We start from the raw sequence: 15,016 nt of genomic DNA on the forward strand, positions 1-15,016 counted from the left end.
TCAGGCTTTCAGGGTTTCGGCGGTGACGAGATCAAAATCGGGACGGTAGGAGGCGATCTGTTCAAACAGCGGGGTCTGGAATTTTTCCGGTATGGCAAGGGCACCCGTCACCATCTTGACGAGGTCGTTATCCTCTTCCGCCATGATGATCTCAAGCTCATCGAGCTGATCATCGGAAAGCCCGGCAATATTGTCTTCCGCGAACTGCCCGAGCACCAGATCCATCTCGCGAATGCCCCGGTGCCAGCAGCGGTAAAGAATCCGCCGGCGTCTCGGATCGAGGTCGGCACTCGTGCGCACCAGTCCAGTCATCGCATTCACCTTTCGGTTGGCTATTCAACAGGATGTTGACTGCGACCTCCTATAGAACAGGAGGCGAACGCTTGGGAACCGGTTTTTATCGAAATAATGCCACGGCGGCTAAAAACTGCCGGTGATAACCCGCCTTTGTGACCTGCGAAGTCTTGCATAAGCCGTGCCCTTCCCCGATTTTGCTGACCATGCGCCCGGCCATTCTCGATCCGCTGTTTGCTTCCGTCTCCACCCTTGCCGGTGTGGGGCCGAAGCTTGCCGATCTTCTGGCCAAGCTCTTGAGCCGGGAAAACGCAGACGACACCCGCGTGATTGATCTCCTGTTCCACGCGCCATCGAACGTCATCGACCGCCGAAACCGCCCCGGCATCGCGCTGGCCGCGCCCGGCGCCATTGTCACCATTCAGGGACGCGTGGACCGCCACCAGCCGCCACCGCCGGGAAACCGCTCCGCGCCCTATCGCGTCTTCCTGCATGACGAGACCGGCGAATTGGCGCTGACCTTCTTCCGCGCCAAGGGCGACTGGCTGTCAAAGGCCCTGCCCGTGGATGAGGAGGTTCTCGTCAGCGGCAAGGTGGACTGGTTCAACGGTCGCGCCTCCATGGTGCATCCGGATTTCATGGTGAAGGTTTCCGAAGCCGAAAACCTGCCTTTGGTGGAAGCCGTTTACCCCATGACCGCCGGTCTATCGCCCAAGGTGCTGCGGCGGGCAATCGAAGGCGGGCTGTCGAAGCTGCCGGTCTTTCCGGAATGGATCGATGAAACGCTGAAAACCCGTCAGGGCTTCGGTGATGTCGCTTCTAGCTTCCGTGAATTGCACGACCCGCGCGACAGCGCCGATATCGAGCCGCAGGCTCCGGCGCGCAGGCGGCTTGCCTATGATGAGTTCCTTGCCGGGCAGCTGTCACTGGCGCTGGTGCGCCAGCGGTTGCGCAAGGTGGCTGGCCAGCCAGTCCGCGCCAGGGGTGATGTCGCCGCGAAAATCCTCTCGCAACTGCCCTTCTCGCTGACACCGAGCCAGAGCGCTGCGGTGAAGGATATTCTGACGGACATGGCCGGCGAAGACCGCATGCTTCGCCTGCTGCAGGGCGATGTCGGCGCGGGCAAGACGCTGGTGGCGCTGATGGCGATGGCAACGGCCGTGGAGGCCGGCGGACAGGCGGTGCTGATGGCCCCGACCGAAATTCTCGCCCGGCAGCACTACGCCACCATTTCCAAACTCGCTCAGGCAGCGGGCATTACCGTCGAAGTGCTGACCGGCCGCACCAAGGGCAAGGAGCGGCGCGAGATCGAGGAGCGCGTCGCATCAGGTGAAGCGCAGATCGTCATCGGCACCCATGCGCTGTTTCAGGACAGCGTGAGTTACAAGAACCTCGTGCTGGCCGTGGTGGATGAACAGCACCGTTTCGGCGTGCATCAACGCCTGCGCCTTACCGCCAAGGGCATCACGCCGCATATGCTTGTTATGACCGCCACCCCCATTCCGCGCACGCTGGTGCTGGCCGCCTTCGGCGATATGGATGTCTCCAAGCTCACCGAAAAGCCTGCCGGCCGCAAACCCATCCAGACGGTGACCATCCCCACGGAACGCATCGGCGATATCGTCGAGCGACTGCGCGCCGCGCTGAAGGAAGGCAAGAAGGCTTACTGGATTTGCCCGCTGGTGGAAGAAACGGAAGAATCCGACCTGATGTCGGCGGAGGAGCGGCATGCGGTTCTCTCGCAGATGCTGGGCGCGAATATCGGCCTCATCCATGGCCGCATGAGCGGCCCGGAGAAGGACGCCGCCATGCTCGCCTTCAAGAGCGGCGAAACCCGGCTTCTGGTGGCAACGACGGTGGTGGAAGTGGGCGTCGACGTGCCTGACGCGACGATCATGGTCATCGAACATGCCGAACGTTTCGGCCTTGCCCAGCTTCACCAGCTGCGCGGCCGCGTGGGGCGCGGTGACGAGGCTTCCACCTGCATCCTGCTCTATAAGGGCCCGCTCAGCGAAAACGGCCGCGCCCGGCTTTCCATCCTGCGCGACAGCGAGGACGGCTTTCTGATCGCCGAGGAAGATTTAAAGCTGCGCGGCGAAGGCGAGTTGCTCGGCACCCGCCAGTCCGGCACGCCGGGCTTCCGCATCGCCAGCCTGGAAGCCCACGCCGATCTTCTGGAAATCGCCCGCAAGGACGCGGCCTACGTCATCGAGCGCGACCCCGAACTGACGGGCCCACGCGGCAATGCGCTGCGCACCCTGCTCTACCTGCACCGCCGCGACGAAGCGATCCGCTTCCTGCACGCCGGCTGAAAGTGACCTGCCATGAACATGATCGACCCCCGCCGCCCGCCACCCGCCTTCCGCAAGGGCTACGCGCTATGCTCGCCGCAGAACATCCTGCAACCCGAGACATTTGCGAAGAGTCAGAAAAAGGCGATCGGCAAGGCGTTCAAGAAGCCCGGCCGCAAAAAGGCCTGGAGCGAGGCGCTGGAGGCAGGCTGGAGCGTGCGGCTGGTCTATATGCGGCTTTTCGTTCCCGTATTCCACGCGACCAATGCGGGGACGGAAGTGGATGATCTTGATGACGAGGATTGATCGACTGATATGAAAGATTATTAGAGCGCCGAAGGCCATCGCTGCGAGGTATGGATGATCGTCAGGATTTCGATATCCTGGCCGACACGATAGGCGATAATATAGGAAATGTCGGGAAGCACAGCTTCCCGTGTTCCCTTGATACGCCCGACCCGTCCCATTGCCGGCTGTTCCACCAACATGTCGGCCGCCGAAACAATGCGGGAAATCACACGGGCTGCTGCAGCCGGGTTGTCCTTTTCGATATGCGCGCCAATTTCATCGAGCCGTCGCAGCGCCCGTAAGGTCCAGAGAATTCTCCGGTCACTCATGACGGCCGGGTGGATTTTACATATTTCCCGACAATGTTTGCGAGATCCTCAGGCGTCCCGAACTCGCCGCGATCGGCTTCCGCTACACCCGCCTCGATCTCGGCAAGTTGCCACTCCTCTCGTGCAACAAAGTCCTCAATCGCCCGCACCGCCATATAGGATCGTGACCGATCAAGTTTTTCAGCCAATTGGTCGAGTTTGTCGGCAACCTCATCAGGCAGACGCACCGTGAATGCAGTCATGATCGCAACCCTTCTTGGTTCACTGTGATTATTGGTGAACCACGTTGGTTCGTCAACCGCATGGTTTCTCATCCTTCCTTGAGAATGGAGGGATGAATCTAGCGCCTCGCGAATGCCTTCAAACCGGCGCGATCATCTTGGGCGGCGTGAAATCGGGCGCCACCAAGCCACCGGAAATCAGCAGTTTCGCCGCATCTTCAGGTGTCATGTCCAGCATCACGATCTTGTCTTTCGGCACGAAGAGCAGGAAGCCGGCTGTCGGCACCGGTGTGGGCGGCAGGAAGACGGCGACCATCTGCTGGCCCATTTCGTTGAAACGGTGAGCAAGCTCACCCTTGGCCTCGGAGGCGACGAAGACCATGGCCCAGGTGCCTGACGATGGAAACTCGATCAGGCCGACCTTCTTGAAGGAGTTCGAATGCTCTTTCAGGACGGATTCGAACAGCTGCTTGATGCTCTTATAGATCGGCCGCACTAGCGGCATGCGGTTGAGGATGGATTCGCCAACGCCGAAAATCCATTTGCCGATGAGGTTATTGCCGAGAAAGCCGATGAGCGTGATGCCAATGACGGCGATCAGCAGGCCGAAACCGGGGATTGCCACATCGAAATATTGCTCGGGATCGTAACGGGCCGGAATATAGGGCTTCACCCAGCTATCCGCCCATTGCAGGAAACTCCACACCAGCCACATGGTGATGGTGACGGGCGCAAGGATCAGAACGCCCGTGAGGAAACTATTGCGCAGGCGGGCTGCGAATGAAATTTTGACTGGAATATCGGTCATTTACCGTTCGGAATTAAGCGTTGTCGCCATCGAAACCCGGATGAAAACCGACAATGCCGGATGGAGTTCCACCATGCAAGCGAAGAACTGTGAAATATTCGTCAGGAATCCCTTCCGCACCCACCCCTTCAACATGGTGAAAACCGAAGCGACCGTAATAGGCGGGATCACCGACAACGACGCAGCCGGCAGCACTCAGCCGCTCCAGTGCGGCAAGCCCTTCACGCGCCAGCCGCGAACCGACACCTTCTCCCTGTCTTTCCGGCGTCACGGAGAGCGGCGCGAGGCAGAACCAGCCGGTCTCGCCGCCCGACAGCGTCACCGGCGAGAAGCCGACATGGCCGATGACGCCTTCGCTGTCTTCCGCCACCAGTGAAACCGTCAGTGCGCCGGCGTCCCGCAGCCGCCCGACGATCAGCTGTTCTGTCCCGCTGCTGTGCTCGGCGTCACGGAAGGCATCTTCCGTAACGCGAGCGATCGCTTCCTCGTCGCCCTGCCGCTCCGGCCGGATGATCATTCCACCGTTACCGATTTCGCCAGATTGCGCGGCTGGTCCACATCCGTGCCCATGAAGACGGCAGTGTGATAGGCGAGCAGCTGGATCGGCAGCGAAAAGACCATCGGCGCAATAAGCTCATCGACATTGGGCAGCGTGATCGTCGCCATGGTGTCGAGCTTGGAAGCGGCGGCTCCCTTCTCGTCGGTGATGAAGATGATGCGGCCGCCACGCGCGGCGACCTCCTGCATGTTCGAAACGGTCTTTTCGAAAAAGCGGTCATGCGGCGCAATGACGATGACGGGCATGTTCTCATCGATCAGCGCGATCGGCCCATGCTTCAGCTCGCCGGCGGCATAACCTTCGGCGTGGATATAGGAAATTTCCTTGAGCTTCAGCGCGCCTTCCAGCGCCAGCGGGAAGCTGGTGCCGCGTCCGAGATAAAGCACGTCCTTGAAACGCGACAGATCGCGCGACAGCGCTTCGATCTGCGGCTGGACGCTGTTGAGAACCTTGCTCATGATGCGCGGCATCTCGGTGAGATGGCGAACCAGCTCGGTTTCCTGCTGTGGTGTGATCGTGCCGCGCGCCTTGCCGGCGGCAACGGCAAGCGAAGCGAGCACGGCAAGCTGGCAGGTGAAAGCCTTGGTGGAGGCAACGCCGATTTCAGGACCGGCGAGGATCGGGAAGATCGCGTCCGATTCGCGCGCCATGGTGGATTCACGGGTATTGACCACCGCGCCGATCTTCAGCCCCTCCTGCTGGCAATAACGCAGGGCCGCCAGCGTATCGGCGGTTTCGCCCGATTGCGAAATGAACAGCGCAGCCTGCGTAGGAACGAGCGGAATTTCGCGGTAACGGAATTCCGAGGCGACATCGATTTCCACCGGCAGGCGCGCATAACGCTCGAACCAGTATTTGCCGATCAGGCCGGACAGATAGGCCGTGCCGCAAGCGGAAATGGCAAGGCCGGAAAGCTTGGCGAAGTCGATGGCCGTGTCAGCCTGCTTCACGGTCTTGGAGGCGAAATCCACATAGTGGCTGAGCGCGTGGGAAATGACTTCCGGCTGCTCGTAGATTTCCTTTTCCATGAAGTGGCGATGGTTGCCCTTGTCGACCACGAAGGCCGTCGCCTGCGAAATCTGACGCTCGCGCTTCACCGGCTTGCCGGAGAAATCGATGATCTCAGCACCCTGACGGGTCACGATGGCGCAGTCGCCATCCACCAGATAGGTGATTTCGTTGGTGAAGGGCGAGAGCGCGATGGCATCCGATCCGAGGAACATTTCGCCACGGCCGTAACCGACGGCGAGCGGCGGGCCGGAACGCGCCGAAAGCAGCGTGTCGGGATCGTCCTTGAACATCACCACCAGCGCGTAGGCGCCCGTGACGCGGTTCAGCATCTTCAGCATCGCCTCACGATGGCCGAGACCCTCGCGGGTATATTTCGCCAGAAGCTGCGCCACCACTTCGGTGTCGGTCTGGGTGGTGAAGGTCGCCCCTTCGGCACTCAGTTCTTCGCGCAGTTCGGCGAAGTTTTCGATGATGCCATTATGGACGACGGCAACGCCATCGACGAAATGCGGGTGGGCATTGGTCTCGTTCGGAACGCCGTGGGTCGCCCAGCGGGTGTGCGCGATGCCAACGACACCCGGCAGCGGCTCTTGCGAAAGCAGCGTCTCCAGATTGAACAGCTTGCCTTCCGCACGGCGGCGGTCCATCGCGCCATTGTCGATGGTGGCGACACCCGCCGAATCGTAACCACGATATTCGAGACGCTTCAGCGCATCGACAAGCCGTTCAGCAACGGGCTGGGTTCCGACAATTCCGACAATTCCGCACATATATTTCTCCAGACGGCGATCTCTTCGCCGAAACTTTCAGAGTATTTTCGCATTTCCCTGAAATGCGAAAATACTTCACCTTTTTGTTCTGACGCATTTCCGGACGTAAAACCGCTGCACACTTTTACTGGAAATGCTTTAACCGTTTCCCTGAAATCGGCAATTACGCCGCCGGTCACTTTCGGTATCGCTCGGTAACGTCATCTAAGAGGACTTTTTCTTCGCTTCCTTCAGCGCTTTTGCCCGCTCGCGCACAACGGTCGCCCGGCCCGGTTTCATCTCCTGCCGCGCCCGCCCGAACGCCAGCGCATCATCAGGCACGTCATCGGTAATCACGCTGCCGGAGGCGATATAGGCCCCCTCTCCAATGGTGACAGGAGCAACCAGCGACGAGTTCGAGCCGATGAAACTGTTCGCACCGATGCGCGTTTCAGCCTTGTTGTAGCCATCGTAATTGCAGGTGATGGTGCCCGCGCCGATATTGCTGCCGGCACCGATAAAGGCGTCACCGATATAGGTCAGATGGTTGACCTTGGCGCCCTCGCCGATCTCCGCCTTCTTGACCTCGCAGAAATTGCCCACCTTGGAATTGGCATGCAGGTTTGAACCCGGACGCAACCGCGCATAGGGACCAACGGCCGCGCCTTGTGCGACATGGGCCCCTTCCAGATGCGAGAAGGCGTGGATGACGGCGCCCGGCTCGATGGTGACGCCGGGACCGATGACGACGTTCGGCTCGATCAGAACATCCTGAGCGATCTTCGTGTCGAAGGAGAGGAAGACGGTTTCGGGGGCAATCATCGAAACGCCGTCCACCATCAATTCGTGGCGGCGGCGCTCCTGCCAGAGCTTCTCGATAAAGGCGAGTTCGGCGCGGTTGTTGCAGCCGACCAACTCGGCTTCCGGCGCGTCGATGGCGACGGCGCGGCGGCCGAGAGAGCGGGCGATCTCGACGACGTCGGTGAGATAATATTCGCCCTTCACATTGCTGTTGCCGATCCGGTCGAGCAGGTCCAGCGCGTTGCGGCCGTTGATGGCCATCAGGCCGCTATTGCACCAGGTGACCTTGCGCTCCGCGTCCGTGGCGTCCTTTTCCTCGCGGATCGCGACAAGTTCGCCATTCTCGACCAGAAGCCGGCCGTAACCGGTCGGGCGATCGGTATGGAAACCGATGACAGCCACATCGGCGCCGGCGGCAATCGCCTCACGCGCCCGGTCGAGCGTTGCGGAGGTGATAAGTGGCACATCGCCATAGGCAATGATGAGATCATCGAAACCGCGCTCAAGGGCAGCACGTGCGGCAAGAACCGCGTGGCCGGTGCCCTTGCGTTCCGTCTGCAGGAAAGCTTCGACCTGAATGCCTTTCATGCTTGCGGCCGCGGTGACATTGTCGGCATCGCGCCCGACCACCAGCGCCACCGTGCCGACGCCAGATCCAGCCACCGCCTCCACCACATGCGCGATCATCGGACGCCCGGCGACCGGATGCAGCACCTTGGACTTCGACGATTTCATGCGCGTGCTGTCGCCCGCTGCGAGAATAATGGCTAGAGAGCTGCGCTCCATAAGACCTCCAACACCCTGTCACCGGCCGCATGGCGGCCAGGACGGCGGCATATGTTTGACTTCACGCCGTCCGGCAAACGAACGGGCGCATCGGTAATTTCATTCCGGAATTGCTATAACGGCGGCCCACTTAAGAAACCATGCAAATCTGCACCAAATTTCCGCACCGATTTTCATCAAACGTGATTGGGAGAGGGTCGCATCCCGCTCCCGCAGTTTGAGTTATCGTGGGGTATTGCGGGCAGTGAATTCCAGCACCTGCTGGCGGCCGTTTTCAATCAGCCTTTCCATTTCACGGCGCGCCGCTGCCTCATCGCGCAGGCGAAACGCCTCGACGAGCCTCAGGTGAGAGGCGGAGACATCGGAAATCTCATTGGGATCGGTGTCCGGGTTGCTCATCCGGAAAATGCCCACCAGAGCCGCCTTTATCAGCGAACCGACGGTGCGCATGAACGGGTTGCCCGACATTTCGGTGATGAGCACATGGAAGTTCATATCCGCAAGAGCGCGCTTTTCCTTGGAATAGGCCGTGTTGCCCATCTCGTTGGCATAGGCGGCTAGCTTGGCGATATCGCCGTCCTTTGCCCTGATAGCGGCAAGTCCCGCGCCATAGGGTTCGAAAGCCTGACGGATATCATAGAGATGCAGCAGAAACTCATCGCTGACGCCCGCCTCGAAATGCCATAGCAGCACTTCGCTGTCGAACATGTTCCAGCTCTCGCGCTCGGTCACCCGGGTGCCGATACGCGCCTTGGGGGAAATCATGCCCTTGGCGGTGAGCGTCTTCATCGCTTCGCGCAGCACTGTGCGCGACACTTTCAGCCGCTCCATCAGCTCGGCATCACCGGGAAGGATGTCACCCGTCTTGAAGGTGCCGGAGACGATATCGAGACCGAGCTTGTGAACGACCTGTGCATGATTTGTCCGCAGCTTTCGAAAACCGATCGCCGCATCGAGCATTCCGCGCTGCAAGTGCCATATCCTTCCGTGCGGTTGGCGATCTCGAAAAAATCGCGCCAGACGTGTGTATCTCAAGTCAGATTATAGTGAAAAACATCAAGTTGCGTGAAAAGCAAAGGCAAACTTCATCCATGCAGTAAAACGCATGAAAATAAGCAAGGCCGCACATGACACATGTGCGGCCTTGCCTCAATAAGAATAGATAATCCGCATTATTGCGGCAGCTTGTCGTCCACGCCGGCAACGTAGAAGTTGAGGCCGAGCAGAACCTTGTCTTCAGCCTTTTCGCCCGCCTTCAGCCATTCCGAACCGTCCTGCTTCTTCACCGGGCCGGTGAAGGGGTGCAGTTCGCCCGACTTGATCTTGGCTTCGGTTTCCTCGGCCATCTTCTTCACGTCATCAGGCATGTTGGTGTAGGGCGCCATGGTCAGGATGCCGTCCTTCAGGCCGTCCCAGATGGATTCGGACTTCCAGGTGCCGTCCAGAAGAGCCTGCGTACGCTTGATGTAATATGCGCCCCAGGTGTCCTTGATCGCGGTCAGCTGCGTCTCCGGACCGGCCTTGATCATGTCGGAAGCCTGACCGAAGGCCTTGATGCCGCGTTCCGCTGCAACCTGCATCGGCGCGGTGGTGTCAGTGTGCTGCGTCAGGATATCGACGCCCTGGTCGATCAGCGCCTTGGCGGCATCGGCTTCCTTGCCGGGATCGAACCAGGTGTTGGCCCAGACGACCTTGACCTTGAATTCGGGATTGACGGACTGCGCGCCGAGAACGAAGGCGTCGATGCCCATCACCACTTCCGGGATCGGGAAGGACGCGATGTAGCCGGCGACACCCTTCTTCGACATCTTAGCGGCGATCTGGCCCTGAATGTAACGGCCTTCATAGAAGCGCGAATTGTAGGTCGCAACGTTTTCAGCGGTCTTGAAGCCGGTGGCGTGCTCGAATTTCACCTTGGGGAACTTCTGGGCGACCTTCACGGTCGCATCCATGAAACCGAAGGAGGTGGTGAACACCAGTTCGCAGCCGGAACGGGCCATGCGCTCGATGGCGCGTTCGGCATCCGGGCCTTCCGGAACGCTTTCGAGGAACGGCGTTTCGATCTTGTCGCCGAAGTGCTTCTGCAGCTCTTCGCGGCCGATTTCATGCGCCTGCGTCCAGCCGCCATCGGTGCGGCTGCCGACATAGATGAAGCAGACCTTCTTGGCGTCGGCGGCTTCAGCGGAGGAAACAACGCCTCCAAGCGCCGCGATGGAAGCGGCAAGTGCGATGACCAGTTTTTTCATTTTTACCCCTGTTGGTTTGGAGACGTGAGAATGCTTCACCTGTCCGGCACGAAGGATTTGCCTAGGGATGCCGGTGTATTGATCAAGGTCGTACGGCGATTATGCGAGATGATGACCAGCACGACAATAGTTGCAAGGTAAGGTAGCGCCGAAAGCAGTTGCGACGGCACGCCGATACCGAATGCCTGCGCATGCAATTGCCCGATGGAGACGGCGCCGAACAGATAACCGCCCGCCAGAACCCGCCATGGACGCCATGACGCGAAAACGACGAGCGCGAGCGCAATCCAGCCGCGCCCGGCCGACATGTTTTCCACCCATTGCGGCGTATAGACGAGCGACAGCTGCGCTCCGGCAAGACCGGCACAGGCGCCGCCGAACATCACAGCCAGATAACGTGTGCGGATGACGTTGATGCCAAGCGCGTGGGCGGAAGCGTGACTGTCGCCGATAGCGCGGATTTTCAGGCCCGCGCGGCTTTTGAACAGAAACCAGCCAGTGCCGAAAACCAGCGCGACGGACATGTAGAAGATCAGATCCTGCCGGAACAGCAAGGGGCCGATGAAGGGTATCTCCGACAGCACCGGAAAGACGATGGGCTGCAGCTTGACGCCGGGCAGGCCGACGAAACTTTCGCCCAGCATGCCGGAGACGCCAAGACCTAAAATTGTTAGCGCGAGACCGGTCGCCACCTGGTTGGTGACGAGCGTCAGCGTCAGGAAGCCGAACAGCAGCGAGAAAAGCGCGCCGGAGGCGATGCCGGCCAGAATGCCGAGATAGGGAGACCCCGTCATATGGGCGGTCGCAAAAGCGCATACCGCACCCATGATCATCATGCCCTCGACGCCGAGATTGAGGACGCCGGAGCGCTCCGTCACCAGCTCGCCGGAGGTGGCGATAACCAGCGGCGTGGCGGCGGTGATGACGGTGAGGAGGATGGCCTGAAGCATATCCATCATGCCGCTCCTTGATTGTTATGCGCCTTGCCGGTGAAGACGACCCGGATGCGATAGAAGATCAGCGTATCGCAGGACAGCACGAAGAACAGCATCAGCCCCTGAAACACGCGCGTCACCTTGTCAGACACACCAATCGAAAGCTGCGCCGCCTCGCCGCCGAGATAGGTCAGCGCCAGCACCAGCCCGGAGAGGATGATGCCGAGCGGGTTGAGACGACCGAGAAAGGCGACGATGATGGCGGTGAAACCATAACCCGGAGAAATGCTGGGCTGGAGATGGCCGATGGAGCCGGAAGCTTCCGAAATGCCCGCAAGCCCTGCCAGCGCGCCTGACAGCAGCATCGAAAACCACACCATGCGGCTCGACGAGAAACCGGCGAACCGCCCTGCCCGCGCCGATTGGCCGAGAACCGTGACCTCGAAGCCCTTCAGCATGTAGCGCATCATGAACCACAGCGCGATTGCCGCGACGATGGCGAAAACGAAACCCCAATGCGCCCGGCCCGATGCCAGCATCTCCGGCAAGACGGCGCTATCGTTGAAGGGCTTGGTCTGCGGGAAGTTGTAGCCGCCCGGATCGCGCCAGATGCCGCGTGTCAGCCAGTCGAGAAACAGCTGCGCGACATAAACAAGCATCAGGCTGACGAGAATTTCGTTGGTGTTGAACTTCGTCTTCAAAAGTGCGGGAATTCCCGCATAAAGCGCGCCGCCGATGGCGCCCATCACCAGCATCAGCGGCAGGAGCATCGGCGAATGCCAGTCGGGATAAAGCACCGGCAGAATGGAGCCGGTGATCGCGCCGATGGTGAATTGCCCTTCCGCGCCGATGTTCCAGTTGTTGGAGCGATAACAGATCGACAGGCCAACGCCGATCAGGATCAGCGGTGCGGCCTTGATCGCAAGCTCGTGCAACGACCAGACTTCCAGCAGCGGTTCAACAAAAAAGGCGTAAAGTGCATGAGCCGGATTTTTGCCGAGCATGGCGAACATGACGGCGCCGACAAGCAGCGTCAGCACAAGCGCCAGAAGCGGCGAAAGAAGGGTGAAAATCCGGGAGACCCCTGCGCGTTTTTCCAGTTCAATGCGCATGCTGGGCCGCTCCTGAATGTGACGTGTGAATGCCGCCCATCAAAAGGCCGATCTTTTCAAGCGTCATCTCTTCTACCGGATGAGCCTCAGAAAGCTTGCCATCGGAAATGACCGCGATATTGGTGGCGACCTCGAAGATTTCGTCGAGATCCTGGCTGATGACGATGACGGCCGAGCCCGCCTTGGCGAGATCGACAAGCGCTTGGCGAATGCGGCTTGCAGCACCGGCGTCCACGCCCCAGGTCGGCTGGTTGACAACAAGCACGGTCGGCTGACGATCAAGCTCGCGCCCGACGATGAATTTCTGCAGGTTGCCGCCGGAAAGCGATCCGGCCAGCGGATCAGCCCCGCTCTTGCGCACATCCATCGTTTCGGAAATGCGCCGCGCCGCCGCCCTGATCGCCGAACCCCTGACGATGCGCAGGAAACCGCCGGTCAGAAACGCCTTGCGGTCGGAACGCGCCCGCGCCAGCAGCAGATTGTCGGAAAGGCTCATGCCGGGAACGGCGGCGTGGCCGTGGCGTTCTTCCGGCACAAAACCCGCACCCATCAGGCGACGGCCATTGATGCCGATGCGACCGACGGGCTTGCCGCGCAGGTGAATGGCGTCGTTATTATAGACCGGATATTCGCCCGAAAGCGCATCGAACAACTCACCCTGCCCGTTTCCGGCCACACCGGCAATCGCCAGCACCTCGCCGGCGCGCACCTGCATGGAAATCGATTTCAGCGCCACGGCAAAAGGCGTGCGTGGCGCGACCGAAAGCCCCATGACCTCGATCTGCGGTTGCCCGAGCGCCTCGCCCGTCGGGCGCGAAACGCTTGCAACATCGCTGCCGACCATCATACGCGCCAGAGATGCCGGCGTTTCCTTGCGCGGATCGCAGGCGCCGGTCACCTTGCCGTGACGCAGGACGGTGGCGCGGTCGCAGATGCGCTGCACCTCTTCCAGACGGTGGCTGATATAAAGCACCGAACGGCCTTCGGCCTTCAGCTTTGCCAGCGTCTCGAACAGCTTGTCGGCCTCCTGCGGCGTCAGCACCGAGGTCGGCTCATCGAGAATGATGAGGCGCGGGTTCTGCAGCAGGGCGCGGACGATCTCGATCCGCTGGCGCTCGCCAACCGAAAGATCGGCCACATGCGCATAGGGATCGAGCGGCAGGCCATAGGCCCGCGATAGCGTTTCCGCTTCCCTGGCGATTTCCTTCAGTGAAATTTTAGGGTCGAGCGACAGTGCGATGTTTTCAGCGACCGTCAGCGCCTCGAACAGGGAAAAATGCTGGAAGACCATGCCAATGCCGAGCTCGCGCGCCTCACTTGGCGAACCGACGGAAACCGGCTGGCCCTGCCAGACAATATCACCCTCGGTGGGTGCGAGAACGCCGAACAGCATCTTGACGAGCGTGGATTTGCCCGCACCGTTTTCACCCAGAAGTGCGTGGATTTCGCCCGGCGCAATATCGAGATCAATACCGTTGCAGGCGGCGAAATTGCCGAACAGCTTGGTCAGCTTGCGAACGGACAGGAGAGGCACGGCCTCCGGCGCCAAAGTTCCAGTCACGAGTTCCCTCTCTCACCGACCATCCATGCCTTCTTCGAGGCGTTTCTAACGATCGCGGTCATTGTTCCCAATCGGACGTCAATGCGTATGCAATTTCATCCAATCAAGACTTATTGATAACGGTTTTGCTGCTGCGCACAACTGAAAAAGAAGCCGCTTAAATGCGATTTGCACAAGCAATAAACGGCTTTACCTTTTTCTTATTTCGCACCGAGCGAGGGGAAAAACTGCAATATGCCACCGATGCAATAAAGATAGATGCCGCTGGCCACGAAGCCGACCACGGCCCAGCTCGGGGTTTCGAAGTGCCTCAGCAGCGCATAACCGCCAAGCGCGCACCAGATGAACACGACAGCCAGATTGAGCGGCCGCAACCGCTTCACCCGCACCGGATGCAGGAAATTGATCGGCAGGAATGTCAGGAACACCGAGACGGTAACGACGATCATGGCCGTCGTTGCGCTGGCGTCCATGACGAACAGGGTGAACACCACCATGTTCCACACCACCGGAAAGCCGGAGAAGAAATATTCGTCCGTTTTCATGCCCATATCGGCATAATAGATGGCGCTCGACACCACGATCATGCCGGCCGCCACGAAGGACAGCGGCTCGCCGATCATGCCGCTCTGGTAGAGCGCAAAGGCGGGCAAGAGCACATAGGTGACGTAGTCGATGATATTGTCGAGCATATCGCCGGACCAGTTGGGCAGAACCTCCTTCACCCGAACCTTACGGGCGATGGGTCCGTCGATACCGTCAACCAGAAGCGCAAGCCCCAGCCACCAGAACATGTCGACGAAACGGTGTTCAGCCGCGGCAACGACGCCGAGAAAGGCCAGAAACGAACCGGAAGCCGTAAGCATATGAACGGAAAAGGCGCGGATTTCCGCGTAGGGAACACGCTTGTAGTTGAAAATTTTCATGGTCAGCGTCTGCGCCCCGTTTTTCATCCGCCCTGCTTATTCCGGTATGCGGCCATTCATCACGCTTTGCAACCGGCTCAATCCGCTTATCCTAAGACT

15 protein-coding genes are annotated in these 15,016 nt (G+C 60.0%); 2 read left to right on the forward strand and 13 right to left on the reverse strand.

Annotated elements, in window-relative coordinates:
* Complete coding sequence (locus CFB10_RS02950) at positions 1 to 312, reverse strand: succinate dehydrogenase assembly factor 2 (protein ID WP_026364147.1); 312 nt, start codon at positions 310 to 312, stop codon at positions 1 to 3.
* 188 nt (positions 313 to 500) lie between these two features.
* Between CFB10_RS02950 and recG the strand changes: the two genes are divergently transcribed.
* Together recG and CFB10_RS02960 are read left to right on the forward strand one after the other, a co-directional pair.
* Positions 501 to 2,606 carry an ATP-dependent DNA helicase RecG gene (gene recG / locus CFB10_RS02955; protein WP_020012797.1) on the forward strand — a complete coding sequence of 702 codons (2,106 nt, stop codon included), beginning with the start codon at positions 501 to 503 and terminating at the stop codon, positions 2,604 to 2,606.
* A 12-nt stretch (positions 2,607 to 2,618) separates the two neighbouring features.
* Complete coding sequence (locus CFB10_RS02960) at positions 2,619 to 2,891, forward strand: hypothetical protein (protein ID WP_020012798.1); 273 nt, start codon at positions 2,619 to 2,621, stop codon at positions 2,889 to 2,891.
* A 20-nt stretch (positions 2,892 to 2,911) separates the two neighbouring features.
* On the opposite strand, the gene CFB10_RS02965 is transcribed toward CFB10_RS02960, so the two are convergent.
* The 12 genes from CFB10_RS02965 to pcsA all read right to left on the reverse strand — a co-directional run bounded on the left by CFB10_RS02965 (position 2,912) and on the right by pcsA (position 14,917).
* Positions 2,912 to 3,202 carry a type II toxin-antitoxin system RelE/ParE family toxin gene (locus CFB10_RS02965; RefSeq protein WP_020012799.1) on the reverse strand — a complete coding sequence of 97 codons (291 nt, stop codon included), beginning with the start codon at positions 3,200 to 3,202 and terminating at the stop codon, positions 2,912 to 2,914.
* Positions 3,199 to 3,444: a CopG family ribbon-helix-helix protein gene (locus tag CFB10_RS02970; protein ID WP_026364148.1), complete on the reverse strand. Its 246-nt coding sequence runs from the start codon at positions 3,442 to 3,444 to the stop codon at positions 3,199 to 3,201. The genes CFB10_RS02965 and CFB10_RS02970 overlap by 4 nt, the downstream gene beginning before the upstream one ends.
* A gap of 118 nt (positions 3,445 to 3,562) precedes the next feature.
* Positions 3,563 to 4,231, reverse strand: coding sequence for a DUF502 domain-containing protein (locus CFB10_RS02975; protein ID WP_020012801.1), 669 nt, complete (start codon positions 4,229 to 4,231; stop codon positions 3,563 to 3,565).
* A 13-nt stretch (positions 4,232 to 4,244) separates the two neighbouring features.
* Positions 4,245 to 4,748 (reverse strand): GNAT family N-acetyltransferase, encoded by a 504-nt coding sequence (locus CFB10_RS02980; protein ID WP_020012802.1) that lies wholly within the window; start codon positions 4,746 to 4,748, stop codon positions 4,245 to 4,247.
* Positions 4,745 to 6,571, reverse strand: a complete 1,827-nt coding sequence (gene glmS / locus CFB10_RS02985) for a glutamine--fructose-6-phosphate transaminase (isomerizing) (protein ID WP_020012803.1) — start codon at positions 6,569 to 6,571, stop codon at positions 4,745 to 4,747. Before glmS ends, CFB10_RS02980 begins: the two co-directional genes overlap by 4 nt.
* Positions 6,572 to 6,775: 204 nt before the next feature.
* Complete coding sequence (gene glmU / locus CFB10_RS02990) at positions 6,776 to 8,137, reverse strand: bifunctional UDP-N-acetylglucosamine diphosphorylase/glucosamine-1-phosphate N-acetyltransferase GlmU (protein WP_026364149.1); 1,362 nt, start codon at positions 8,135 to 8,137, stop codon at positions 6,776 to 6,778.
* A 222-nt stretch (positions 8,138 to 8,359) separates the two neighbouring features.
* Positions 8,360 to 9,097 (reverse strand): FadR/GntR family transcriptional regulator, encoded by a 738-nt coding sequence (locus tag CFB10_RS02995; RefSeq protein WP_020012805.1) that lies wholly within the window; start codon positions 9,095 to 9,097, stop codon positions 8,360 to 8,362.
* A gap of 212 nt (positions 9,098 to 9,309) precedes the next feature.
* Positions 9,310 to 10,383 carry a BMP family ABC transporter substrate-binding protein gene (locus CFB10_RS03000; protein WP_003508013.1) on the reverse strand — a complete coding sequence of 358 codons (1,074 nt, stop codon included), beginning with the start codon at positions 10,381 to 10,383 and terminating at the stop codon, positions 9,310 to 9,312.
* Between the two features lie 35 nt (positions 10,384 to 10,418).
* Positions 10,419 to 11,339: an ABC transporter permease gene (locus CFB10_RS03005; RefSeq protein ID WP_026364150.1), complete on the reverse strand. Its 921-nt coding sequence runs from the start codon at positions 11,337 to 11,339 to the stop codon at positions 10,419 to 10,421.
* Positions 11,339 to 12,430, reverse strand: a complete 1,092-nt coding sequence (locus CFB10_RS03010) for an ABC transporter permease (protein ID WP_020012807.1) — start codon at positions 12,428 to 12,430, stop codon at positions 11,339 to 11,341. Before CFB10_RS03010 ends, CFB10_RS03005 begins: the two co-directional genes overlap by 1 nt.
* Positions 12,420 to 13,979, reverse strand: coding sequence for an ABC transporter ATP-binding protein (locus CFB10_RS03015; RefSeq protein WP_020012808.1), 1,560 nt, complete (start codon positions 13,977 to 13,979; stop codon positions 12,420 to 12,422). Before CFB10_RS03015 ends, CFB10_RS03010 begins: the two co-directional genes overlap by 11 nt.
* A gap of 212 nt (positions 13,980 to 14,191) precedes the next feature.
* Entirely contained in the window at positions 14,192 to 14,917 is a 726-nt protein-coding gene (pcsA, locus tag CFB10_RS03020; RefSeq protein ID WP_026364151.1) for a phosphatidylcholine synthase, read from the reverse strand.
* Between the last annotated feature and the right edge of the window lie 99 nt (positions 14,918 to 15,016).

Source organism: Agrobacterium sp. 719_389 (assembly GCF_900188475.1).
Lineage (GTDB): Bacteria > Pseudomonadota > Alphaproteobacteria > Rhizobiales > Rhizobiaceae > Agrobacterium > Agrobacterium radiobacter.

Excerpts from the sequence above, each read along its gene's own strand:
- CFB10_RS02980 (WP_020012802.1), bottom strand. The coding sequence starts at position 4,748 with ATGATCATCCGGCCGGAGCGGCAGGGCGACGAGGAAGCGATCGCTCGC.
- CFB10_RS03005 (WP_026364150.1), bottom strand. The coding sequence starts at position 11,339 with ATGGATATGCTTCAGGCCATCCTCCTCACCGTCATCACCGCCGCCACG.
- CFB10_RS03000 (WP_003508013.1), bottom strand. The coding sequence starts at position 10,383 with ATGAAAAAACTGGTCATCGCACTTGCCGCTTCCATCGCGGCGCTTGGA.
- CFB10_RS02960 (WP_020012798.1), top strand. The coding sequence starts at position 2,619 with ATGAACATGATCGACCCCCGCCGCCCGCCACCCGCCTTCCGCAAGGGC.
- CFB10_RS02995 (WP_020012805.1), bottom strand. The coding sequence starts at position 9,097 with ATGCTCGATGCGGCGATCGGTTTTCGAAAGCTGCGGACAAATCATGCA.
- CFB10_RS02965 (WP_020012799.1), bottom strand. The coding sequence starts at position 3,202 with ATGAGTGACCGGAGAATTCTCTGGACCTTACGGGCGCTGCGACGGCTC.
- CFB10_RS02970 (WP_026364148.1), bottom strand. The coding sequence starts at position 3,444 with ATGACTGCATTCACGGTGCGTCTGCCTGATGAGGTTGCCGACAAACTC.
- glmU (WP_026364149.1), bottom strand. The coding sequence starts at position 8,137 with ATGGAGCGCAGCTCTCTAGCCATTATTCTCGCAGCGGGCGACAGCACG.
- CFB10_RS02975 (WP_020012801.1), bottom strand. The coding sequence starts at position 4,231 with ATGACCGATATTCCAGTCAAAATTTCATTCGCAGCCCGCCTGCGCAAT.
- CFB10_RS02950 (WP_026364147.1), bottom strand. The coding sequence starts at position 312 with ATGACTGGACTGGTGCGCACGAGTGCCGACCTCGATCCGAGACGCCGG.
- pcsA (WP_026364151.1), bottom strand. The coding sequence starts at position 14,917 with ATGAAAATTTTCAACTACAAGCGTGTTCCCTACGCGGAAATCCGCGCC.
- glmS (WP_020012803.1), bottom strand. The coding sequence starts at position 6,571 with ATGTGCGGAATTGTCGGAATTGTCGGAACCCAGCCCGTTGCTGAACGG.
- recG (WP_020012797.1), top strand. The coding sequence starts at position 501 with ATGCGCCCGGCCATTCTCGATCCGCTGTTTGCTTCCGTCTCCACCCTT.
- CFB10_RS03010 (WP_020012807.1), bottom strand. The coding sequence starts at position 12,430 with ATGCGCATTGAACTGGAAAAACGCGCAGGGGTCTCCCGGATTTTCACC.